At 65.9% G+C, this 20,655-nt stretch carries 20 protein-coding genes; 5 read left to right on the top strand and 15 right to left on the bottom strand.

Annotation, left to right across the window (positions count from 1 at the left end; all coding sequences use genetic code 11):
• Nucleotides 1–126 precede the first annotated feature (126 nt).
• Complete coding sequence (locus GJV26_RS12935; RefSeq protein WP_155709161.1) at nt 127–567, top strand: FKBP-type peptidyl-prolyl cis-trans isomerase; 441 nt, start codon at nt 127–129, stop codon at nt 565–567.
• Nucleotides 568–625: 58 nt separating this feature from the next.
• Here GJV26_RS12935 and GJV26_RS12930 read toward each other — a convergent pair whose 3' ends face one another.
• From GJV26_RS12930 to GJV26_RS12920, 3 genes are all read right to left on the bottom strand, one after another.
• Nucleotides 626–3,031: an ABC transporter permease gene (locus tag GJV26_RS12930; RefSeq protein ID WP_155709160.1), complete on the bottom strand. Its 2,406-nt coding sequence runs from the start codon at nt 3,029–3,031 to the stop codon at nt 626–628.
• Nucleotides 3,028–3,708 (bottom strand): ABC transporter ATP-binding protein, encoded by a 681-nt coding sequence (locus tag GJV26_RS12925; protein ID WP_155709159.1) that lies wholly within the window; start codon nt 3,706–3,708, stop codon nt 3,028–3,030. Before GJV26_RS12925 ends, GJV26_RS12930 begins: the two co-directional genes overlap by 4 nt.
• A 96-nt stretch (nt 3,709–3,804) precedes the next feature.
• Nucleotides 3,805–5,037, bottom strand: a complete 1,233-nt coding sequence (locus GJV26_RS12920) for an efflux RND transporter periplasmic adaptor subunit (protein WP_229419279.1) — start codon at nt 5,035–5,037, stop codon at nt 3,805–3,807.
• 201 nt (nt 5,038–5,238) lie between these two features.
• On the opposite strand from GJV26_RS12920, the gene GJV26_RS12915 reads away from it, so the two are divergent.
• Complete coding sequence (locus GJV26_RS12915; RefSeq protein ID WP_155709158.1) at nt 5,239–6,615, top strand: sigma-54-dependent transcriptional regulator; 1,377 nt, start codon at nt 5,239–5,241, stop codon at nt 6,613–6,615.
• Nucleotides 6,605–7,828, top strand: coding sequence for a sensor histidine kinase (locus GJV26_RS12910; protein ID WP_155709157.1), 1,224 nt, complete (start codon nt 6,605–6,607; stop codon nt 7,826–7,828). Before GJV26_RS12915 ends, GJV26_RS12910 begins: the two co-directional genes overlap by 11 nt.
• A 120-nt stretch (nt 7,829–7,948) precedes the next feature.
• On the opposite strand, the gene GJV26_RS12905 is transcribed toward GJV26_RS12910, so the two are convergent.
• From GJV26_RS12905 to GJV26_RS12865, 9 genes are all read right to left on the bottom strand, one after another.
• Nucleotides 7,949–8,401: a GNAT family N-acetyltransferase gene (locus GJV26_RS12905; RefSeq protein ID WP_155709156.1), complete on the bottom strand. Its 453-nt coding sequence runs from the start codon at nt 8,399–8,401 to the stop codon at nt 7,949–7,951.
• A 77-nt stretch (nt 8,402–8,478) separates the two neighbouring features.
• On the bottom strand, nt 8,479–8,904 hold the full coding sequence (locus tag GJV26_RS12900) for an organic hydroperoxide resistance protein (protein ID WP_155709155.1): 426 nt from the start codon (nt 8,902–8,904) through the stop codon (nt 8,479–8,481).
• Nucleotides 8,905–9,075: 171 nt separating this feature from the next.
• Nucleotides 9,076–10,119, bottom strand: coding sequence for a histone deacetylase family protein (locus GJV26_RS12895; protein WP_189441736.1), 1,044 nt, complete (start codon nt 10,117–10,119; stop codon nt 9,076–9,078).
• Between the two features lie 12 nt (nt 10,120–10,131).
• Nucleotides 10,132–11,727, bottom strand: coding sequence for a glutamate--cysteine ligase (gene gshA / locus GJV26_RS12890; protein WP_155709154.1), 1,596 nt, complete (start codon nt 11,725–11,727; stop codon nt 10,132–10,134).
• 162 nt (nt 11,728–11,889) lie between these two features.
• Nucleotides 11,890–12,723, bottom strand: coding sequence for a peptide chain release factor N(5)-glutamine methyltransferase (gene prmC, locus GJV26_RS12885; protein WP_155709153.1), 834 nt, complete (start codon nt 12,721–12,723; stop codon nt 11,890–11,892).
• Nucleotides 12,720–13,190, bottom strand: a complete 471-nt coding sequence (locus tag GJV26_RS12880) for a disulfide bond formation protein B (protein WP_155709152.1) — start codon at nt 13,188–13,190, stop codon at nt 12,720–12,722. The genes prmC and GJV26_RS12880 overlap by 4 nt, the downstream gene beginning before the upstream one ends.
• Before the next feature lie 100 nt (nt 13,191–13,290).
• Nucleotides 13,291–14,367, bottom strand: a complete 1,077-nt coding sequence (gene prfA, locus GJV26_RS12875; protein WP_155709151.1) for a peptide chain release factor 1 — start codon at nt 14,365–14,367, stop codon at nt 13,291–13,293.
• Nucleotides 14,368–14,439: 72 nt separating this feature from the next.
• Complete coding sequence (hemA, locus tag GJV26_RS12870; RefSeq protein ID WP_155709150.1) at nt 14,440–15,714, bottom strand: glutamyl-tRNA reductase; 1,275 nt, start codon at nt 15,712–15,714, stop codon at nt 14,440–14,442.
• Between the two features lie 119 nt (nt 15,715–15,833).
• Nucleotides 15,834–16,523: a response regulator transcription factor gene (locus GJV26_RS12865; protein ID WP_155709149.1), complete on the bottom strand. Its 690-nt coding sequence runs from the start codon at nt 16,521–16,523 to the stop codon at nt 15,834–15,836.
• 274 nt (nt 16,524–16,797) lie between these two features.
• Between GJV26_RS12865 and GJV26_RS12860 the strand changes: the two genes are divergently transcribed.
• On the top strand, nt 16,798–17,211 hold the full coding sequence (locus GJV26_RS12860) for a hypothetical protein (protein WP_229419278.1): 414 nt from the start codon (nt 16,798–16,800) through the stop codon (nt 17,209–17,211).
• Nucleotides 17,212–17,481: 270 nt separating this feature from the next.
• On the opposite strand, the gene minE is transcribed toward GJV26_RS12860, so the two are convergent.
• From minE to minC, 3 genes are all read right to left on the bottom strand, one after another.
• A complete protein-coding gene (minE, locus tag GJV26_RS12855; protein WP_145650669.1) occupies nt 17,482–17,733 on the bottom strand; it encodes a cell division topological specificity factor MinE in 252 nt (83 codons plus the stop codon).
• Nucleotide 17,734: 1 nt separating this feature from the next.
• Nucleotides 17,735–18,550 (bottom strand): septum site-determining protein MinD, encoded by an 816-nt coding sequence (gene minD, locus GJV26_RS12850; protein WP_189441738.1) that lies wholly within the window; start codon nt 18,548–18,550, stop codon nt 17,735–17,737.
• A 63-nt stretch (nt 18,551–18,613) separates the two neighbouring features.
• The gene (minC, locus tag GJV26_RS12845) at nt 18,614–19,360 is read right to left on the bottom strand and encodes a septum site-determining protein MinC (RefSeq protein ID WP_155709148.1); all 747 of its coding nucleotides are present in this window, start codon (nt 19,358–19,360) and stop codon (nt 18,614–18,616) included.
• Nucleotides 19,361–19,523: 163 nt separating this feature from the next.
• Here minC and GJV26_RS12840 point away from each other — a divergent pair, with 163 nt between their 5' ends.
• Complete coding sequence (locus GJV26_RS12840) at nt 19,524–20,636, top strand: RNA-guided endonuclease InsQ/TnpB family protein (RefSeq protein ID WP_155709147.1); 1,113 nt, start codon at nt 19,524–19,526, stop codon at nt 20,634–20,636.
• Nucleotides 20,637–20,655 lie beyond the last annotated feature (19 nt).

Here is a 20,655-nt window from a genome sequence, read left to right as displayed (position 1 = left end):
GAAACGACCGGCAAATTTGTAAAGAAATGTTGTGCCCGGGGAGCGGCAATGGCAGTCTGTTAAACTGCCGCTTCCCAGGCAGCACGATCATCCAACCGTTTTGTATTAACAGACAAGAGTGACTTCATGAAATCGATGTTCCAAATTATCGCAACGCTGGCTTGCGCGCTGTTCCTGACCGCCTGCGGCGGTTCCGACGACGAAGCGCCGGCGGTCGTCCCCGCAACGCTGGTCTCGACCGACCTGGCCGTGGGCACGGGTATCGAGGCGATCGCCGGCGACTCGGTGACCGTGGCCTACACGGGCTGGCTGCAGGACACCACCAAGACCGACAGCAAGGGCACGCAGTTCGACCAGGCCACCGCCGCGAGTCCGCTGACCTTCCAGCTGGGCAAAGGCGCCGTGATCGCCGGCTGGGACCAGGGCGTGGCCGGCATGCGCGTCGGCGGCAAGCGCCGCCTGGTCATTCCGCCAGCGCTGGCCTATGGCAGTGCCGGCCGCGGTAGCGCCATTCCCGCCAATGCCACGCTGATCTTCGAGATCGAGATGCTGGCGATCAAGCGCTGAGCGAGATACGCAAAAAATGGCGGCCCGCGGGGCCGCCATTTTTTTGGGCCGTGCCGGTTCAGTCCCGCAATGCGCCGGCCGGCCGCAGCCGCAATGCCGCCAGCGAATGGCGTGCCGTGGCCAGCAGCGCCACCAGGGCGGCCAGCAGCGTGGCGCCGATCAGCGGCCACTGGCCCAGCGGCGCGCGTTCGACGAAGCCGGACAGGTAGCGCTCGATCGCCAGCCAGGCCAGTGGTAATCCCACCAGCGCGCCGGCTGCCAGCAGCGCGGCGAACTCGCGGCCCAGCAGCCGGGCGATCGCCCCCCGGCCGGCGCCATACAGCTTGCGCAGCACGATCTGGCGGCGGTTACGCTGGACGCTGTAGGCCGCCAGCACGTAGATGCCGAAGGCGGCCAGCGCCACCGCCAGCATGCTTGCCGTACCCAGCATGCGCGCCAGCCGCGCGTCTTCCTGGTAGGTGGCTGCGAACAGGGCGGCGGCCGGCTGCGCCGCCATGATCCGGTCCGGGAAGTAACGTTGCCACAGCGGCGCCAGTGCGCGTTCCACGTCCTCCATGCCCGCGGCAGTGCGCAGCGTCAGCACGCCATGGTCCTTCGGCCACAGCACGTAGACGATCGGTTCGGTGCGCTGGCGCAGGTCGTTGTGGCGGATGGCCGGCGCGATGCCGACGACCGTGCCGCGTTCGGCGAACGGCGCCTGGCCGACCGCCGCTTGCGGGGTAGCGTATCCCAGTGCCGTCGCCGCGGCGGCATTGAGCACCAGCGCGTCGCCATCGGGCCTGTCGCTGCCGGCATCGAACAACCGGCCGAACTGCGCCCGGATGCCGTACACCTTGAAGAATTCCGGCGACACCGGCTTGATCTCCAGTCGCATGTCGCGGCCATCGCGGGTACGGAAGCTTTGCACGACCTTGCTGCCGTCGCGGCCGACCGCTTCGTTGGACAGCGCCGCGCCGCTGGCCAGCGGCAGCCGCCGTACCGCCGCGGCGAACGCCATCGTATCGGCTGCCGTGGCATCGCGCGGCACGTCGATCGTGACCAGCTGCCGCGGATCGAAGCCGGGATCGGCATGGCTGGCGAAGCGCGTTTGCCAGGCCACGGCGATCGCCATGCCGCCCAGTGCGATCGCGGTGGCGAACTGCAACGCCGTCAGGGTGCGGCGCAGCCACAGGCCGCCGACCGTTTCACTGTTGTCGCGCCCCGCCAGGGCCGCCGCCGGCCGCACCCGTAGTGCCACCAGGGCCGGCCAGGTACTGGCCAACGTGCCTGTCAGCAGCGCCGCCAGCAGCGCCAGGGCAATGCGCACTGGCGCGAAGAAGCCGGTCAATGTGCGGTCGACCAGGCCGGCGAACGTGGGCAGCATCAGCCATGCCAGCATCATGCCGAGTACCGCTGCCAGCATGGCCACCAGCACCGATTCGGCGAGGAACTGCGCCGCCATGCGCGGCGCGCTGGCGCCGAGTAGCTTGCGCAGGCCGGATTCGCGCTGGCGCTGCTGCGCGCGCACGGTTGCCAGGTTTACGTAGTTCGTCACCGCCAGCAGCAGGATCAGCAGCGCAATGCCGGCCAGGCCCAGCACGCTGGAGCGCTTGCCGTAGCTGTCGCCGGCACGGCCGGCCGCCATGTCGGGATCGAAGTAGGCGTCCGGCAGCGCCAGCAGTTTGACTTCGGTGCCGGGGCGGCCCTGCAGCGATTTGCCCATCGCGCCGGATCGCACGCGCTGTTCCATCGGCGAGTCGGCGATGGCCTTTTGCAGCAGCGCCTCCAGTGCAACGAAGTCGGCGTTGCCGGCACCCGCCTTCAGCTTCAGGAAGATGCCGCCGCGGTTCCAGTCTGGCGTCAGCGTCCGCTCGGCCACCGGGCGCGCGCGGCTGAGCGGGCCCGTCAGTGCTTCCCAGCGCGTGGTCGCGTTGGCGGGCAGGTCGGGCAGCACGGCCGCCACCCGCAGTGTTTCGCCGTTCACCTGCACGGTGCGGTCCAATATGCCGGTGGCGGTGCCAAACAGCCGGCCTGCTGTTTCCCGGGTCACGGCAAGGGCATCGGGCCGGGTCAATGCCGCTGTCAGGTCCCCGGCCAGCGGCACGATGCCGAAGAGGCCGGCAAATGCCGGGTCGACGGCCAGCAGGGTCACGTCATGCAGGTGCTCGCCGGCCCGTACCGGTGCGCGCAGGCGCACGGCAATGCTGGCCTGCTCCACCATGCCGCTGTCCAGCGCCACCTGGCGCAGCGGCAGCATTGCGCGGGCCTCCCAGTCGGGCCGTGGAAACCAGTTGATGCGCTGCTTCAGCTGCACGACGCGGGCCGCGTCCGGCACGTGGCTGTCGTAGCTGAAGCAATAATGCACGTAGCCGAGCAGCAGGAAGCAGGCGGTGCAGGCCAGCGCCATGCCCAGCACGGTCACGAACGAAAAGCCCGGCTCGCGCAGCAGCAGGCGCCAGCCGATACGGAAATCGGCTGCCTTCATGCGGCACGCAGCGCATCGACGATGACGCGGCCATCGAGCAGGTTCAGCGTGCGCGACGCCTGCGCGGCGTGCGCCGGCGAGTGGGTGACCATCACCACGGTGGTGCCCTCGGCGTTGATGGTGCGCAGCAGGCGCATCACGTCGTCGCCGTGCGCCGTGTCCAGGTTGCCGGTCGGTTCGTCGGCGAGCAGGATCGCCGGGCCCGCCACCAGCGCGCGGGCGATCGCCACGCGCTGCTGCTGGCCGCCGGAGAGTTGCGAAGGCCTGTGCTTGGCGCGGTGCGCCACGCCCAGTTTCTCCAGCATGGCCGCCACTTTCACCTTGCGTTCGCGCGCCGGCGTGCCGGTGTATTCGAGCGCCAGTTCCACGTTCTCGAACACCGACAACTCCTCGATCAGGTTGAAGCTCTGGAAGATGAAGCCGATGCGGCCGCGTCGCAATTCGTTCAGCCGCGATTCGCTCCAGCCGGAGACGTTGCGGCCTTCGAACCAGTAGTCGCCGCTGGTGGGCACGTCCAGCAGGCCGAGCAGCGACAGCAGGGTGGACTTGCCGCACCCTGAGGGGCCGGTGATCGCCACGTATTCGCCGGCGTCGATCTCGAGATCGATGCGGTCGAGGGCGGTGGTCTGGACTTCGCCGGCCACGTGGATCTTGCTGACGCCTGACAGTTTGAGCATGGAATATCCCCTGGATGAGTGATGAAGATTACCGCAAGTGGTTTTAGTGGAGCTGCAGGCGGACCGAATTGCCGAAGGCGGCATAGCCCGAGACGATCACGCGCTCGCCGGGGCGAGGCCGGACAGCACCTCGATCTGCGCGTTGTTGCGGCGGCCCGCGCGGATCTCGCGGCGCTCGGCATGGGTGGCATCGGTGAGCACGTAGACCCAGGCCGCGCCGGAGTCGGATACGAACGCGCCGTTCGGCAGCAGCAGCGCGGGCGCCGGTTCGCCCAGCGTGATCTGCGCATCCAGGCTCTGGCCGGGGCTGAGCACCGCGGGCTGGCTTTCGGTGAACAGCAGCTCGGCGGTGAAACGGCCTTCCTTGATCTGCGGGTACACGGTGCCGACTTTGACCCCGTAGCGGCGGCCATCCTGCGTGACCGCGCCGAGGCGGCCGACGGATACGCGGTTCAGGTAATACTCGTCGACCAGCGCGGACAGCTTGAAGCGCTGGGGATCGTCGATGCGGCCGACGCGCTTGCCGGTGACGATCGACTCGCCGACCTGCAGCCGGAAATCGGTGAGCCGGCCGGCTACCGGGGCGCGCACGGCCAGCGCGTCGACGGTCTGCTCCACCAGCCGCAGGCCGGTGGCCAGGCCGAGGATGGTTTCCTCGAGGCGGCCCAGCGCGTTGCCGCGCACCTTGTCCTCGGCTTCGATGCTTCGCTGCTCGAGCGTGAGCGCGCGCCGCGCCTTGTCGCGCCGGTCGCCGGCTTCTTCCAGCGCCACGGCCGAGACGAAACCCTGGCCGGCCAGCCGTTCGGTACGTGCCAGGGTTTTTTGCGCCTGCTCCAGCGCGAACGACAGGTCGTCCAGCCGGCGCTGGCGCTCGGTGCGGTTACTCTGTTCCGCCACCCGCAGCGTGGACAGGTTGGAGATCTGCTGGGCGTACTCGGACTGGCGCGCCAGCAGTTCCAGGTTGCGCTGCGGGTTCGAGATGCGGAACAGCAGCTGGCCCCTGGTCACCAGGTCGCCGTCGCGTGCATGCACTTCCTCGATGCGGCCCGATTCCACCGAGTCGAGCATCACGGCGGTGAGCGGCTCGGCATTGGCGCGCACGGCGATGTCGTCGCGGAAGATGCCCCGTTCGACGGTGGCGATGCGCAAGTCGGCGGCCACCACTTGCAGGCCGCGCGGCATCCAGTGCCAGATCGCGAAGGCGGCCGCCAGCACCGCCAGCAGTCCTGCGACGGCGAGCGCGATCGTGCGGCCATGGCGGCGGGGCACGACGGTGTCCATGGCCGCGCCGCTTGCCGGCCTGTTGTCGGGGAAAGGAAGTTGGTGCATGGCCTCTCTATTGCAAACCATGTGCCAGGCCTGTTCCGGCGCGCGCTTCGGCACATTCTGGCACGTTCCGGCGCGTTGGGGCAGTCCCTGGCCGGAACCGGACAAGTCGGGGTGTCCGCTTCCGGACAGGTCGCAAAACCGCTGTCCGCACGGCGAATGCTGCTGCTAGAATGCCCCGATCCATCGCCCAGCCCCGACCCCATGCCCGATTCCACCGCCCGCATCCTGATCCTCGACGACGATGCCGACGTGGCCTATGCGGCGCGCATGCTGCTGCGCCGCCGCTACGGCGACGTGGCGGTGCTGCACGATCCGGCGCAGCTGCACGGCATGCTGGCGCGCGGCGGGCCGGATGCGGTGCCCGACGTGGTGCTGCTGGACTTTAACTTCACGCCGGGCCGCACCGACGGTGCCGAAGGCCTGGCCGCGCTGGACGTGCTGCGCCGCCAGCCGCGGCCGCCGGCCGTCATCGCGCTGACCGCGTATGCGGACGTGCCGCTGGCGGTGGAGGCATTGAAGCGCGGCGCGGCCGACTTCATCACGAAGCCGTGGGACAACGCGCGGCTCGTTGCCGCCGTCGATGCGGCGCTGGCGCGGCGGCGCCCCGCGACCGATACCGGCGCCTCCGCGCTGATGGGCGATTCCGCGCCCATGCAGGCGGTGCGCGCGATGATCGCCGGCGTGGCGCCCACCGAGGCCAACGTGATGGTGCTGGGCGAGAACGGCGTGGGCAAGGAGCTGGTGGCCCGTGCGCTGCACGCGCAGTCGCGGCGCGCGGCCGGCACGTTCCTGTCGGTGGACATGGGCGCGCTGCCGGAGTCCACGTTCGAGAGCGAACTGTTCGGCCATCGCAAGGGGGCATTTACCGATGCGAAGGCCGATCGTGCCGGCCGCTTCCAGGCCGCGCGGGGCGGCACGCTGTTCCTCGACGAGATCGGCAACATGCCGCTGCCGGCGCAGGCCAAGCTGCTCACGGCGCTGGAGCGGCGCGAGGTGACACCGATCGGTGCCGACCGGCCGGAAAGCGTGGACGTGCGCATCGTCAGCGCCACCAATCTCGATGAAGCCCGCATGTTCGATCCCTCCGTGTTCCGTGCCGACCTGCTGTTCCGGCTCAACACGATCGTGCTGCGCGTGCCGCCGCTGCGCGAGCGGCCGGGCGATGTGCCGCTGCTGCTGCGGCATTACCTGGAATTGTACGAGGCGCAGTACGGGCGGCCGGCGCGGGCGGTGGCGCCGGCCGCGCTGGCGGCGCTGTGCGCGCATGGCTGGCCGGGCAATGTGCGGGCGTTGCGGCATGCCTGCGAGCGGGCCGTCATCCTTGGCGCGCAGGCCGATTACCGGCTCGAGGATTTCGGGCTGGCCGCCGGCGGCGCGCCGTGCGCAGGTTCGGCGGTATCGGCGGCGGTGCCGGCCACGCTGGTGCAGATGCGCGAGGAGGCCACGCTGTCGTCGCTGGAACGCGAGGCGATCGCCGCGGCGCTCGAGCAGGCGCAGGGCAACATCAGCCACGCGGCGCGCATGCTGGGCGTGTCGCGCGCCGCCCTGTACCGCAAGCTGGACAAGCATGGCATCTGAGCGGGGCGTGCGCCTCGGGGTCGTGGCCAGCGCGGCCACGCTGGCGGGGCTGAGCGCCTGTGCCGCATTGGTGACCGATTCGCCGCGGCTGCTGGTGCTGTGCGGGCTGGGTGGCGTTGGCGCGGTGCTGGCGATGTGGCGCTGCCTGCGGCGCTTGCGGCTGCCGGTGGCGCGGCCGGAAACGCCCTCCGCGCCTGCCGCCTGGCCGGCAACGGCGACGGTGCTGGCACTGGAGGCGCGGCTCGAGCACGCGCCGATCGCGTTGTTCCGCATCGAAGGATTGTCCGGGCCGGGTATCGCCGCGCCGATCAATGCCAATGCGCGGCGGCTGGTCGCGCCGGGGCGCGCCAGCGACGTGGCAGCGCTGTACGCGCAGCTTGCCGGCCAGCCGGCCGATGAGCGACGGCTGGTCGGCTTCGACACGGAACGGGGGCTGGAGCGGGCGATGGTGGCCGTCTCCACGCTGACAGTGCAGGGGCAGGGGCAGCGGCTGGCGGCGCTGATGCCGGTCGAAAGCCAGCTGGAGGCCGAAGCGCTGAACGCATGGCGGCAGCTGGTGCACGTGCTGACCCACGAGATCATGAATTCGCTGACGCCGGTGGCCTCGCTGTCGCGCACGGCGCACGATCTGCTTGGCGAGCTGTCGGCGGACCTGCCGGCCGATGCCGCCGATGACCTGTCCACCGCGCTCGACGCGATCGCACGGCGGGCGGCGAGCCTGGTCGATTTCGTGTCGAGCTACCGGAGCCTGTCGACACTGCCCCAGGCGCGGCCCGAGCGGGTGCACCTGGGCCGGCTGTTCGCCAGGCTGGCGGCGCTCGTCGGGCCGGAGTGGCAGGCGCGTGGCGGCGGCGCCGAGTTTTCCGTCGAGCCGTCATCGCTGGAAGTGATGGTCGACGCGGGCCAGCTCGAACAGGCGCTGATCAACCTGCTGAAGAACGCCTGCGAGGCAACGGCGCCGGTTGCCCGCCCGCGCGCCGAGGTGCGCGCGCGGCTGGGGCGCGGCGGGCGGCTGCGCATCGAAGTCTCCGACAACGGCCCCGGCGTGCCCGCCGACCTCGCCGCGCACATCTTCACGCCGTTCTTCTCGACGAAAAAGCAGGGCCGCGGCATCGGCCTGGCCATGGTTCGGCAACTCGTGCACGGCAACGGCGGCACCGTGCGCTACGCCCGCTCGGTCAGCAACGGCGCCCGCTTCATCGTCAGCTTTTAGTTACAGGAAAACCACAGGGACAGTCCCCGTTGTTGAATGTTGCCAAAAACCGGGGTCTGACCCCGAATTTTGGAAATATTTGCTTAAAACTGGGGTCTGACCCCGGTTTTAGGAAATGTTCTAGCGCAGCATGTCGATGTGCAGGATGCCGTCTTCGTCGTAGGGGGCGCTGATGGTGGCGAAGCCGAAGCCCTGGTAGAACTTTTCCAGGCGTTGCTGGGCGCCGATGCGGATGCGGTGGCCGGGGTGCTGCTGTTCGGCGCGGCGGATGCCTTCGGCGACCAGCAGGCGGCCGATGCCGGTGCCGCGGGCGATGGCGGGGGTGAGGATGCGGCCCAGGGACATCTCGGTGTACTTGGCGCCGGGGGCGAGGCAGCGCAGGTAGGCGGCCAGCCGGCGTTCGCCGTCGATCGTCTGCCATGCCATCAGGTGATGGGCGGCTTCGTCGAGGCCATCCAGGTCGGGATACAGGCAGGTCTGCTCCAGCACGAACACTTCCTGCCGCTGGCGCAGCACTTCGTACAGGTCCCTGCGGGGAATGTCTTCAAACTCCAGCCACTGCCATTCGATCATTTCAATACCCGCATGTCGTTTTCACTCAAAGCGGGCATTGTAAGGCAGCGGCCGGAGCCGGGTGATGCCGGGTACGCTTAAACGATCGTCAGCGTCACGTCGATATTGCCGCGGGTGGCGTTCGAGTACGGGCACACGATGTGCGCGGCCTGCACCAGTTTCTCGGCCGTTTCACGGTCAAGGCCCGGCAGCGAGATCTTCAGTTCCACTTCGATGCCGAAGCCGGTCGGGATCGGGCCGATGCCCACGGTGGCGTCGATCGACGTATCGGCCGGCACGGCGATCTTGTCGCGGCCGCCGACGAATTTCAGCGCGCCGATGAAGCAGGCCGAGTAACCGGCGGCGAACAGCTGTTCCGGGTTGGTGCCTTCGGCGCCGTTACCGCCCAGTTCCTTCGGCGTGGTCAGCTTGACATCCAGCACGCCATCGCTGGAAACGGAACGGCCTTCGCGACCACCGGTGGATTTGGCATTGGCACGGTACAGGACATTTTCGATCGACATGATGCAGTTCCTTTCAGTTAGGTAATTTTCGATTCAATAGTGCACTATTTATGGAGCACGTCTCGATCACGGTTTTTTGCTGCCTGGGACGCGGTTCGCGTCGTCCATGTACACACTATACATAGCGAGCGATTTAATTGCAAGCGATTTTAATGGAGTGTGAAAATCGACCTACAGCGCGGTCTCGAACCCTTCGAGCACGTTGACGATATTCACGCCCAGTTCCCGGAGCGGACTGCCGCCTTCGAACACGAAGCAGGTGGGCAGGTTCAGCCAGGCCAGCCGCTCGCCCAGCCGCAGGTAATCACCGCCCTGCAGGCCGAAGCCGCCATGCTGTTCGCCCTGGAACGTGTTGGCACCCAGTGCCACCACCACGGCTTCCGGCCGGTACATCGCCAGCCGCACACAGGCCGTTTCCAGCGCCGTGAACCATGCCTGGCTCGTGGCGCCGGCAGGCAGCGGCAGGTTGACATTGTAGCCATGGCCGCTGCCGCCGCCGGTTTCATCCGCGTGTCCGCTGTAGAACGGGTACGCATGGCGCGGTTCCGCATGGATCGACAGGCACAGTACATCGGCCCGTTCATAGAAGATGCCCTGCGTGCCGCTGCCGTGGTGGTAATCGACATCCAGCACCGCCACGCGCTGCAGCCCGTCGTCGAGCAGGTGCCGGGCCGCCAGCGCGGCGTTGTTCAGGTAGCAGCCGCCGCCGAAGAAATCCGCGCCGGCGTGGTGGCCGGGAGGGCGCGTCAGCGCGAAGGTGCCGCGCTCGCCGACGCGCAGCGCATGGGCCGCGTTGACGGCGCAATCGGCCCCGGTCTTGGCGGCCACCCACGTGCCGGCGGTCAGCGGCGTGGTCGTGTCGATCGAGTACAGGCCGAGGCGGGCGCCGAAATCCTCGGGTTCGATATCGGCACGCAGTGTGCGCACCGGCCATTGCGACGGAAAAGCGTCGCGCCCGGCATGGGCGGGGGATTGGGCAACCCACTCGCTCCACGCGGTACGCAGGAAATGCAGGTAGCGTGGCGTGTGCACGCGTTCGAGCGACATCAGCGGCACGCCGTGCGGCGTGACGATCTGCCCCAGGCCGCGCCGCCCCAGTTCGGCAAGGATGCCGTCGATGCGGTCGGGCGTGTCGCGCACGGGGGTAGGGTGCCCCTGCACGAGCGCATGCCGGGGCTGGAGCTGGCCGTGCTGTTCGTTAAAGAAGGTCAGCACGCCAAGCCCGCGTCAGGCGTGGTTCGGGCACAGGTTGCTGGCGCGGTAGGCCTTCACGAAGTCGTCGAAGCTGCCCGCCGGCGCGCTCTCGATTTCGGCCTGCTCGGCCACCGAGCGCGCCGCCAGTTCGCCGAAGTAGGCTTGTTCTTCCGCGCTTGGAGGATGGGCGCGGAAGTACTGCGCGTGCTTCGTGCTTTGCGCGAGGCCGAACGCGGTGAACGAATTGCCGTGTCGGGCCAGTTCGCGCAGCACGGCCGCCGATGGCGTGCAGTCCGGATTGGCCAGCTTGGGCGCCTGCAGCGCCAGTGCGTCGGCATGCTGGGTGTCGCCGCGCAGTTGATCGAGCAGTTCGGCGGCGGGACGGATGCGCTCCAGCAGTTCCTCGCCCCAGGCACGCAAGGCGATCTCGCTGCCATCGCGCGTCAGTGTCAGGCCCGGGCGCCGGCCTTCCTTCACCGTGCGGGCGAAGTTGCGGGCCAGGATTTCACCTTCTTCCTCCGCGATGGCCGGGCTGTCTTCCAGCGCGCAGTACAGCAGGAACGCATCGAGGAAGCGGCCGGTCGGCAGGCTCACGCCGACCGGCGCGAACGGGTCGACATCCAGGCAGCGCACTTCGATGTATTGCACGCCGCGGTTGCACAGCGCCTGGATCGGACGCTCGCCGGTGCGGATCACGCGCTTCGGCCGGATCGTCGAGTAGTACTCGTTTTCGATCTGGATCACGTTGGTCGACAACTGCTGCCATTCGCCGTTGGCATCGCGGGTACCGATCTTCTGGTACGGCTCGTAAGGCTGGTTGACCGCGCGGGTCAGCGTGGCCACGTAGCTGTCCAGGCTGTTTTCGTGCGGACGCAGCCCCGACTGCGCATCGTTCTGGTAACCCAGGTCGCTCATGCGCAGGCTGGTGGCATACGGCAGGAACAGCGTGTCGGCCGACAGGGTTTCCAGCTTGTGCGGGCGGCCGCGCAGGAAGCTGCTGTTCAGCGCCGGGGAAGTGCCGAACAGGTACATCAGCAACCAGCTGTTGCGGCGGAAATTGCGGATCAGCGCCAGGTAGGCTTCGGACTGGTAGGCCACCGGCGTGAGCGGCTTTTCGGCCGGCTCGTTTTCCGCCAGGATGCGCCACAGCTGCTCGTCAAGCGAGTAGTTGTAGTGGATGCCGGCGATGCATTGCATCGCCTTGCCATAACGCAGCGCCAGGCCCCGGCGATACACGTGCTTCAGCATGCCCAGGTTGGACTTGCCGTACCAGGCGATGTCGATCTCCTCTTCAGCCGGCAGCTGGCAGGGCATCGATTCGCTCCACAGCAGTTCGTCGCCCAGCTTGCTGTAGGCGAAGCGGTGGATGCCATCGAGCTTCTCGATCGTGGTGGCGATATCATTTTCGGCCGGCGTAATGAATTCAGCCAGCGTTTCCGCGTAGTCGGTGGTGATTTCGGGATGCGTGAGGGCCGATCCCCAGCCGGCGGGGTGCGGCGTTTTCGCCAGGTGGCCGTCCGGCTGCACGCGCAGCGTTTCGCGCTCGATGCCGCGCAAGCCGCCGCGCAGCACGTCGCGGTGCCGTTCGTCGGCCAGCAGGGCCAGGCGGCGCGTCAATAGGTTGGACAATTGGCTTTCCTTTCTTGTGCATCGGACCAAAAGATTGGTGCGAGAGTAACCGAAATTGTAAAAACGCGTACGCCGGGGGCCCAAAATCGCAACCGTTCAATCCTTCTGAAGGAACCGGTTCGACGATTCTAGCAAAGCAATACCGGCTGTTCGGGGCGCTGGCTAACCGTGGCCGGCGCGGCCACCGGTAACACGGGCGATGCCGGCCAGGTCGTGCCAGCTTTGCACATCGGCATAACATTGCCCCGCCAGCAGCGCCTGCACGGCGACGGACTGGTCGTAGCCGTGCTCCATCAGCAGCCAGCCACCCGGCACCAGGTGCGCCGGCGCACCGGCCACGATCGTGCGCAGCGCGGACAGGCCGTCCGCATGGTCGGTCAGCGCGCCGGGCGGTTCGAAGCGCAGGTCGCCTTCGGACAGGTGGCGGTCGCCGGCCGCGATGTAAGGGGGATTGGAGACGATGATGTCGAACGTTTCATCGGTCACGGCGGTAAACCAGTCGCTGTGCAGGCAGCGCACGGACACGCCGTTCAGTGCCGCGTTGCGGGCGGCGATGGCCAGCGCGGCGGGGCTGACATCGAGCGCCGTCACCTGCGCATCCGGCCGCGCATGGGCGATGGCGACGGCGATCGCGCCGCTGCCGGTCCCCATGTCCAGTACGCGGGCGCGCGGCGGCAGGCGCTCCAGCGCCAGTTCGACCAGCAGTTCGGTTTCGGGCCGGGGAATCAGCACGCCCGGCCCGACCGTGAAGTCGAGCCCGTAGAACTCGCGCTTGCCGACGAGGTAGGCGACCGGTTCGCCATCGATCCGGCGCTGCAGCAGCGCCGACACGCGGGCCGCTTCCTCATCGGTCAATGCGCGGTCCGGCTGCGTGATCAGCGCGGTGCGGGTGATGCCGAGCGCATGGCACAGCAGGATGCGCTGGTCGACCGGGTCGAGCAGCGGCGTGCGCTGCAGCGCCGCCAGCGTGATGCCGGGGGAGACCAGCGTGCTCATGCCTGGCGGCGCGCCAGCACCCAGATCATCGTGGCGGTGAGGATCGCGAACCACACGGCGGACCACTGCGGCACCGACAGGCCGAGCACCGCATCGGTGGCGTTCTCGCACAGGCCGTCCGCTTCGAACAGCCACGGCAGGTAGGTGGCGGTGGGGATCTTGTTGAGCGCCGTCGTCATCGGGTCGATGCCGCACGAGAAACCGGGATTGGCCAGCACATACAGATGCTTGCCGACCACGCCAAGGCCGCCGATCGCCGCCGCCAGCCCCACTGCCGCGCCCACCTTCGGCTTGCGCCCGAACGCGCCGATCAGGCAGCCGATCGCCACCGCCAGGAACAGGTAGCGCTGGATCACGCACAGCGGGCAGGGCAGCATGTCCTTGACGTGCTGGAGATACAGCGCGAAGGCCACCAGCAGCAGGCAGACGGCCGCGGTGGACAGGAGGATGGTGCGCGATTTCATCATGGATAAAGTTGCCCGAATGTGAAGGCGCCAATTCTCGCATAAAGCGGGCAATGGCATGTCCCGCCCAGCTGATCCGGGCCGGGCATATTGCTGCCTGGCTTCAGTCTCCCAGCGCCGCCAGCAGCTCCGCCTGGTGCTCGGCGGACAGCGTGGCGGTCAGTTCGGTCAGGTCGCCGTCCATGATCATGTCCAGCTTGTACAAGGTCAGGTTGATGCGGTGGTCCGTCATCCGGCCCTGCGGGAAGTTGTAGGTGCGGATGCGCTCGCTGCGGTCGCCGCTGCCGATCAGGCTCTTGCGGGTGGCCGCTTCCTGCGATTGCTGTTCGCGCAGCTGCACATCCTTGATGCGGGCCGCCAGCACCTTCATCGCCGAGGCCTTGTTCTTGTGCTGCGAGCGGTCGTCCTGGCATTCGACCACGATGCCGCTCGGCAGGTGGGTGATGCGCACGGCGGAGTCGGTCTTGTTGATGTGCTGGCCACCGGCGCCGGAGGCGCGGTAGGTGTCGATGCGCAGGTCGGCCGGATTGATGTGCACGTCTTCCACCTCATCCGCCTCCGGCATCACCGCCACCGTGCAGGCGGACGTGTGGATGCGGCCTTGCGTTTCGGTGGCCGGCACGCGCTGCACGCGGTGGCCGCCCGACTCGAACTTCAGCTTGGAATACGCGCCGGTGCCGACGATGCGGGCAATCACTTCGCGGTAGCCGCCCAGGTCGCTTTCCGAAGCGGACACGATCTCCACCTGCCAGCGGCTGCGCTCGGCGAAGCGGGTGTACATGCGCAACAGGTCGCCGGCGAACAGCGCCGATTCGTCGCCGCCGGTACCGGCGCGGATCTCGAGGAAGATGTTGCGCTCGTCGTTGGCGTCCTTCGGCAGCAGCATCTTTTGCAGGTCCAGTTCGAGTGCCGCCAGCCGCGCCTTGCCGGACTCGATCTCTTCCTGCGCGAAGTCCTTCATGTCGGGGTCGAGCAGCATCTGCTGCGCCTCGCCCATGTCGGCCTGCACGCTCAGGTAATCCTTGTACAGTGCCACCAGCGGGCCCAGCTCCGCGTGTTCGCGGGTCATCTTGCGGTAGCTGTCCATGTTGGCGGTGGCGCCTTCGGACATCAAGAGTTCGTCCAGCTCCACGAGGCGGTTCGCGAGTTGGTCCAGCTTGGCCAGCATTGATGGTTTCATGGTCTTTTTTTGGGTAGCGGGAATGACAGCCGCACCCGGAGCGGGGCGGCGGGGAGCGAATGGCTGGGGCCGCTAACGGCGGCCGCGGAACAGCTGGGGCAGCAGTTCGGCCAGCTGGGCGCGTTCGCTGCCCTGGGCGCGGTGCAGCGCCTGCTGCGGGCCGTGCATGAACTTGGCCGTCAGGCCTTTCGACAGCGCTTCGAGCACCGCATCGATATCCTCGCCCTTCGCCAGCAGCTTGCGGGCGCGTTCGAGTTCGGCCAGGCGGATCGCCTCGCCGTTTTCCTGCAGGCCCTGGATGACGGGCACCACGGCGCGGTCGTCGACCCAGTGCATGAACGACTGCACGCGCGTTTCGATGATCGCCTCGGCCTGCGCGACGGCGGCCTGGCGGTTCTCGATACCGGCCTGCACGACCTTGCCCAGGTCGTCGACGGTGTACAGGAACACGTCGTTCAGGCGGCCCACTTCGGGTTCGATATCGCGCGGCACGGCCAGGTCGACCATGAACATCGGCTTGTGACGCCGTGCCTTGATCGCGCGCTCGACCATGCCGAGGCCGATCAGGGGCAGCGACGATGCCGTCGACGAAATCAGGATGTCGTACTGGTGCAGCTGCGTTTGCAGGTCTGCCAGGCGCACGGCCTTGCCGTTGAAGCGGTGGGCCAGCAGTTCGCCACGCTCGAGCGTGCGGTTGGCCACGGTGATCGACCTGGGATTCTGCGCCGCGAAGTGCGTGGCGCACAGGTCGATCATTTCGCCGGCGCCGATGAACAGTACGTTCTGCTCGGACAGCTTGTCGAAAATGCGCTGCGACAGCCGCACCGAGGCCGCCGCCATCGACACGCTGTGCGCGCCGATCTCGGTGGTGCTGCGCACTTCCTTGGCCACCGAGAAGCTGCGCTGGAACAACTGGTGCAGGTAGGTACCCAGGCCGCCCGCTTCGTCGGCGGTGCGGATCGCGTCCTTGATCTGGCCGAGGATCTGCGTTTCGCCGAGCACCATCGAATCGAGGCCCGACGCGACACGGAAGGTATGCCGCACCGCCTCGTGCTGCGGCAGCATGTACAGGTGCGGCCGCAGTTCGGAATAGTTCAGGTGGTGGAAATCGGCCAGGAACTGCGCGCCGGCATCGAGCGGATTGGCGGCGCCGCTGGCCGCATACAGCTCGGTGCGGTTGCAGGTGGACAGGATCGCCGCTTCGTCACTGCCCCGGCCGTCCAGGCGCTGGAACCAGTTGCGCGCCGCGCGCACGGCCGACCCCAGCTGATCAGGCGCGAACGCCAGCCGTTCGCGCAGGGCGACCGGAGCTGTAGTGTGGTTGAGGCCGACGGCAAGCAGTTGCATTTCTAGAAAAATCAACGACGTAGGCTTTGATTATAGCCTGATGTGCGTGAATCGGCTGCCGCCGGTCGAGCGCCGGTCCGTGGGACAAATCGTCCCAGTTGGCCAACCGTCAATGAAAATCAATTGCCGAGTTTTTCGAGCCGATAGCCGTAGCTGTACACCGGCACGAGCCGGAAACCATTTTCGGGTTTCAGCTGGAGTTTATTGCGCACCCGCGACACATGGGTATCCATCGTGCGGGAGGGAACTTCGGTTTCGCGGATCCACACGGCTTCGTGAATATATGCGCGGGAGAGCGGCCGGCCGATGTTGCGGAAAAACAGCAGCGCGAGGTAAAACTCCTTGTGCGTCACGTCCAGCACATGGCCATCCATTAACAGCCGGCCCGGGCGGGTTTCAAAAACATACTGGCCGAAAGTCAATTGCTCGGCGCCGTTCTGGGCCGGGAACGCGCGGCGCAGCAGCGCCTGCACGCGGGCCACCATTTCGCTGCGGCGCAGCGGCTTGATCATGTAATCGTCGGCGCCGGCATCAAGGCCGGACACGATGTCGTCCTCGCCCGAACTGGTAGTGAGAAACATGGCCGGCGCCCCGTCGTTGAGGCGTTCACGTGCCTTGCGCAACAGCTCCGCCCCTCCCATATCGCTGACCTGCCAGTCGAAGATGAGCATGTCGTAGCTTTCCTTGCGCAGCTGACCGAGCAGGTCTTTGCCTGTTTGAAAAACATGGCAAATATGGCCAGCGGAAGTCAGCACCTGGGATATCAGGTCGGTCTGGCTCCGGTCATTATCGAGGACTACGATTCTCATCTTATCTGCGGGTTAAAACACGGAAGTAAGGCTTGGTCACTGCGAATATAACAGGATTTTCTGGCAGAGTTACCAAAATGACCAAGAGTTTCTTTATGGAAAAATCTTTTGTGCGATTCATACTGCCGGTAAACGGTACACTGGTTAAACGCGGTTATCAATGAACTTTTACATTTGGCAATTTTTTAGGAGACACATTCGTGGATGACGGCTGGGAATTGTTGCCTTCTTCGCCGGCCGACATCGCTAAGGTACGGGAGCACTGCGCCGGCTCGTGCGCCGGCGTGCCGCGTTGTCGGCCGGCGTGTCGGCGATCCCGATTCCCGGCGTCGATATCGTGTCGGACATGAAGTTGTTTACGCAACTGATCGACGAGATCAATACCGCGTTCGGCCTGACGCCCGGGCAGATCGAACGGATGCAGCCTAAATTCCGGATGATCGGCTACGAGGCGGCCGTCGGGGTGGGCGGCATGCTGGTGGGCAGGCTGATCACCCGCGACCTGGTGTTCAGGCTGCTGGCGAAAAGCGGGAAGAAGCTGGTGGCGAAGCAGGCGTCGAAGATCGTGCCGCTGGCGGGGCAGGTGGCGTCGGCCGCGATCGGTTTTTTCGCGTTCCGGCAGATCGGCTACCAGCACGTGGACGCCTGCGCGAAGGTGGCGGGGGAGTTGCTGGCGGCGAAGCGCTGATATATTGCTGGTGGATGGGATTAGTCTTGAAAAACGTGTCCAGCAAGACGCAAATGCCCTGTCATACCTGGGTATGGCAGGGCATTTGTGACGCAGCTGGGCGCGTTTTTCTCATGGCCAGGATCGTCGCCATGAATAAATCAGCGCCTCCCTATGAGAGGGCGCCGGGCGACAAGGCAGGCGCCAGGCAGCGCAAGCCGTTGATCCGGCAGCGAAACCTGGTCCGGATGTGGCCAGCGCTGCCGGGGTGGCTTGAAACGGGATGTGCCGTCAGGCGTCGGGCAGCACCACGTTTACATCGAGCACTTCCAGGTTGCCCTGGCGGTCCAGCGAAATCTTGATGTCGTCGGCGTTGACCTTGGTGTACTTGGAAATGACCTCGATCAGTTCCTTGTGCAGCGCCGGCAGGAAGTCGGGGCCGGTGCGCCCGTTGCGTTCGCGGGCGATGATGATCTGCAGCCGCTCCTTCGCGGCATTGGCCGTTTTCGGCTTGCTGGGGAACAGGAAAGATAGCAGCGCCATGTCACTTTGCTCCAAAGATGCGCTTGAACAGCCCCGGCTTTTCATAGTCGGTGAAGCGCAGCGGCCTGGTTTCGCCGAGGAAGCGGGCGATGACGTCTTCATAGGCTTCGGCCACGTCCGTACCCTTGAAGTGGATCGCAGGGTTGCCCTGGTTCGACGCATGCAGCACCTGTTCCGATTCCGGAATGATGCCGATCAGGGGGATGCGCAGGATTTCCTGCACGTCCGTATAGCTCAGCATTTCGCCCGCTTCCACGCGCTTGGGCGAGTAGCGCGTGATCAGCAGGTGTTCCTTGACAGGTTCGCCGCCGGACATGGCACGGCGCGACTTGGCCTGGATGATGCCGAGGATGCGGTCGGAATCGCGCACCGACGATACTTCCGGGTTCGTGACCACGATGGCTTCGTCGGCGAAGGTCAGCGCCATCAGGGCGCCGTGCTCGATGCCGGCGGGCGAATCGCAGATGATGTATTCGAAGCCCATCTCGATCATTTCGGCCAGCACGCGTTCCACGCCGTCTTCGGACAGCGCGTCCTTGTCGCGCGTCTGCGAGGCCGGCAGGATGAACAGGTTGTCGCAATGTTTGTCCTTGATCAGTGCCTGCGGCAGCGATGCCTCCTTGTTGATCACGTTGATCAGGTCGTAGACGACGCGGCGTTCGCAACCCATGATCAGGTCGAGGTTACGCAGGCCCACGTCGAAGTCGATCACCGCCGTCTTGTGGCCGCGCATCGCGAGGCCCGTGGAAAAGCTGGCGCTGGAAGTGGTCTTGCCGACACCGCCCTTGCCGGACGTTACAACAATAATTCTTGCCACGAATAATCCTTTTAATGTGAAAGCTCAGGCGCGGGGCGCGCACGCAATGCCTGAAGAATTGCCTTAATTGACAGATTGTATATCCAGACGGTCGCCGATGAGCCGGATTTGTGCCGGCTGGCGAGCCTGTTCTGGGGGGAATCCGTCCTCGAATGTGCGGTAGACACCGGCGATCGACACCAGTTCGGGCGACATCGACAGAGCGAAGATGCGTGCGCTCGGGTCGCCGGAGGCGCCGGCCAGCGCACGGCCGTTCAGCGTGTTGTAAACATGGATGCTGCCATCGGCAATGATCTCGGCGCCGTTGTTGACGACGGCCATCACGATCAGGTCGCCACCGCGCGCATAGATGCGCTGGCCGGCGCGAACCGGTGTATCGATGATGATCGTGCCCGAGTTGGCGGGCGCGGGCGCCGGGGCGGGCGTAAAGGCGGGCGCGGGTGCCGGCGCCGGAACCGCCACGGTGGCGGCTGCGCCGTTGTCGTCGCGCTTGCCGGTATCGAGCGACAGGCCGTGGGCCTGGATTTCTTCCACCATGTCCGCCCGGGCGTTACGCACGGCGACCGGATTCAGGCGGTATTTCTTCAGCAGCGCGATCGTGCCTGCCCAGTCGATCCGTTGCGAGCCCGGCGCCAGGTCGCCGACGTCGATGACGGCCAGGTCGCCCTCGAAGAAATCGGCCACGCCGCCCGTCATGCCCTTCAGGGCGGCGTCGAGGGCAATGCCGTCGGAGGTATGGAGGATCGCGGAGACGGCGACAACGGTGGAAATCTTGATTTCAATGGGCTTCTGGAACGGGCTTTTGGACATGACGACAGTAAAAAGTTCGGGCTGGCCCGGGCCCGAGCATTTTACCAGTTAGCGGGTAACGCTCTGTCCTTCAAGGCGGAAATGTCAAAGCGGGCATTCCTGGATTTTCATTGCGTTTTATTTATATCTTGCTACGCTGTATATGCATACAGCAAATGCCAATATGAAGACCTCCAATGTGCCTGCTGATGTCGTGCGTGTGCTCCGGCTTCGGCTGAAGGACAAGCACGCTCACGTCCTGCGTGCGAAGGCTTTTTGGGTGAATCAGTGCTGGAATTATTGTAACGAAACATCCCACAAGGTATGGCAGCGCGAGCGGCGGTTTTTGTCAGGGTATGACCTCGACAAAATGACCTCTGGCGCCAGCAAGGAAGGTGTCCCACTGCATTCTCAAACCATCCAGGCGATAGGCCAGGAATATGCCAGGCGACGCAAGCAGTTCAACAAGGTGAAGCTACGGTGGCGGAAATCAAGCGGTGCTCGCCGCTCCCTCGGCTGGATACCGTTCAAGGCGTCGGCGCTGCGTTATCGAAATGGCCAACTATGGATGTCGGGAATCGATCAGGCGCTCGGCCTTTGGGACAGCTATGGCCTGTCGAAATATCAATTGGGTGCTGGATCCTTTTCGGAGGATGCGCGCGGCCGCTGGTATATCAACATCAGTGTCAAGGTGGCGCGCGAGCCTCGATCGGCCGCAACGAATGCCGTCGGGATTGACCTGGGATTGAAGCATTTCGCCACGCTCTCAAACGGCGAGAAGATCGAGGCGCTGAAGCAGTACCGGCACCACGAAGCCAAGCTTGCGATGGCCCAGCGTGCAGGCAAGAAAAGGCTTGTCAAGACGATCCACGCGCGCATCGCGAACCAACGCAAGCACCAGCACCATGTGAGAAGTACCGAACTTGTCCAAAGGTTCGGTGCCATTTTCGTTGGCAATGTGAACGCATCCGCCCTGGCGAAGACCAGAATGGCGAAATCCGTTCTCGATGCCGGCTGGTCGCAATTCAGAGCCATGCTCAGGTACAAAAGCGATAGCGCTGGTGTATGGTTCGATGAGGTCGACGAAGCGTTTTCCACTCAAGACTGTTCTGTATGCGATGCACGTAGCGGACCGAAAGGGCTGAAAGATCTTGAAATAAGAGTATGGACGTGCGATCAGTGTGGCGCCCCTCACGACCGTGATGTAAACGCCGCAAGAAACATACTCCGTCGCGGACATGCGACGCTAGCTCCAGGAATCCCCCTCCTTACCGCGCACGCGGCAGCCCTTGGCTGAGGTGGGGGAGGATGTCAAT

The sequence above is a fragment of the Pseudoduganella dura genome, from assembly GCF_009727155.1.
Taxonomy (GTDB): domain Bacteria; phylum Pseudomonadota; class Gammaproteobacteria; order Burkholderiales; family Burkholderiaceae_D; genus Rugamonas; species Rugamonas dura.
The sequence above is the reverse complement of the archived record's forward strand: the minus strand, read 5'-3'. Positions and strand labels throughout refer to the sequence as shown.

What these genes read in the sequence shown, in the direction of transcription:
- GJV26_RS12935 (WP_155709161.1), top strand. Translation starts at nt 127, where the DNA reads ATGAAATCGATGTTCCAAATTATCGCAACGCTGGCTTGCGCGCTGTTC.
- GJV26_RS12930 (WP_155709160.1), bottom strand. Translation starts at nt 3,031, where the DNA reads ATGAAGGCAGCCGATTTCCGTATCGGCTGGCGCCTGCTGCTGCGCGAG.
- GJV26_RS12925 (WP_155709159.1), bottom strand. Translation starts at nt 3,708, where the DNA reads ATGCTCAAACTGTCAGGCGTCAGCAAGATCCACGTGGCCGGCGAAGTC.
- GJV26_RS12920 (WP_229419279.1), bottom strand. Translation starts at nt 5,037, where the DNA reads ATGCACCAACTTCCTTTCCCCGACAACAGGCCGGCAAGCGGCGCGGCC.
- GJV26_RS12915 (WP_155709158.1), top strand. Translation starts at nt 5,239, where the DNA reads ATGCCCGATTCCACCGCCCGCATCCTGATCCTCGACGACGATGCCGAC.
- GJV26_RS12910 (WP_155709157.1), top strand. Translation starts at nt 6,605, where the DNA reads ATGGCATCTGAGCGGGGCGTGCGCCTCGGGGTCGTGGCCAGCGCGGCC.
- GJV26_RS12905 (WP_155709156.1), bottom strand. Translation starts at nt 8,401, where the DNA reads ATGATCGAATGGCAGTGGCTGGAGTTTGAAGACATTCCCCGCAGGGAC.
- GJV26_RS12900 (WP_155709155.1), bottom strand. Translation starts at nt 8,904, where the DNA reads ATGTCGATCGAAAATGTCCTGTACCGTGCCAATGCCAAATCCACCGGT.
- prmC (WP_155709153.1), bottom strand. Translation starts at nt 12,723, where the DNA reads ATGAGCACGCTGGTCTCCCCCGGCATCACGCTGGCGGCGCTGCAGCGC.
- GJV26_RS12880 (WP_155709152.1), bottom strand. Translation starts at nt 13,190, where the DNA reads ATGATGAAATCGCGCACCATCCTCCTGTCCACCGCGGCCGTCTGCCTG.
- prfA (WP_155709151.1), bottom strand. Translation starts at nt 14,367, where the DNA reads ATGAAACCATCAATGCTGGCCAAGCTGGACCAACTCGCGAACCGCCTC.
- hemA (WP_155709150.1), bottom strand. Translation starts at nt 15,714, where the DNA reads ATGCAACTGCTTGCCGTCGGCCTCAACCACACTACAGCTCCGGTCGCC.
- GJV26_RS12865 (WP_155709149.1), bottom strand. Translation starts at nt 16,523, where the DNA reads ATGAGAATCGTAGTCCTCGATAATGACCGGAGCCAGACCGACCTGATA.
- minE (WP_145650669.1), bottom strand. Translation starts at nt 17,733, where the DNA reads ATGGCGCTGCTATCTTTCCTGTTCCCCAGCAAGCCGAAAACGGCCAAT.
- minC (WP_155709148.1), bottom strand. Translation starts at nt 19,360, where the DNA reads ATGTCCAAAAGCCCGTTCCAGAAGCCCATTGAAATCAAGATTTCCACC.
- GJV26_RS12840 (WP_155709147.1), top strand. Translation starts at nt 19,524, where the DNA reads ATGAAGACCTCCAATGTGCCTGCTGATGTCGTGCGTGTGCTCCGGCTT.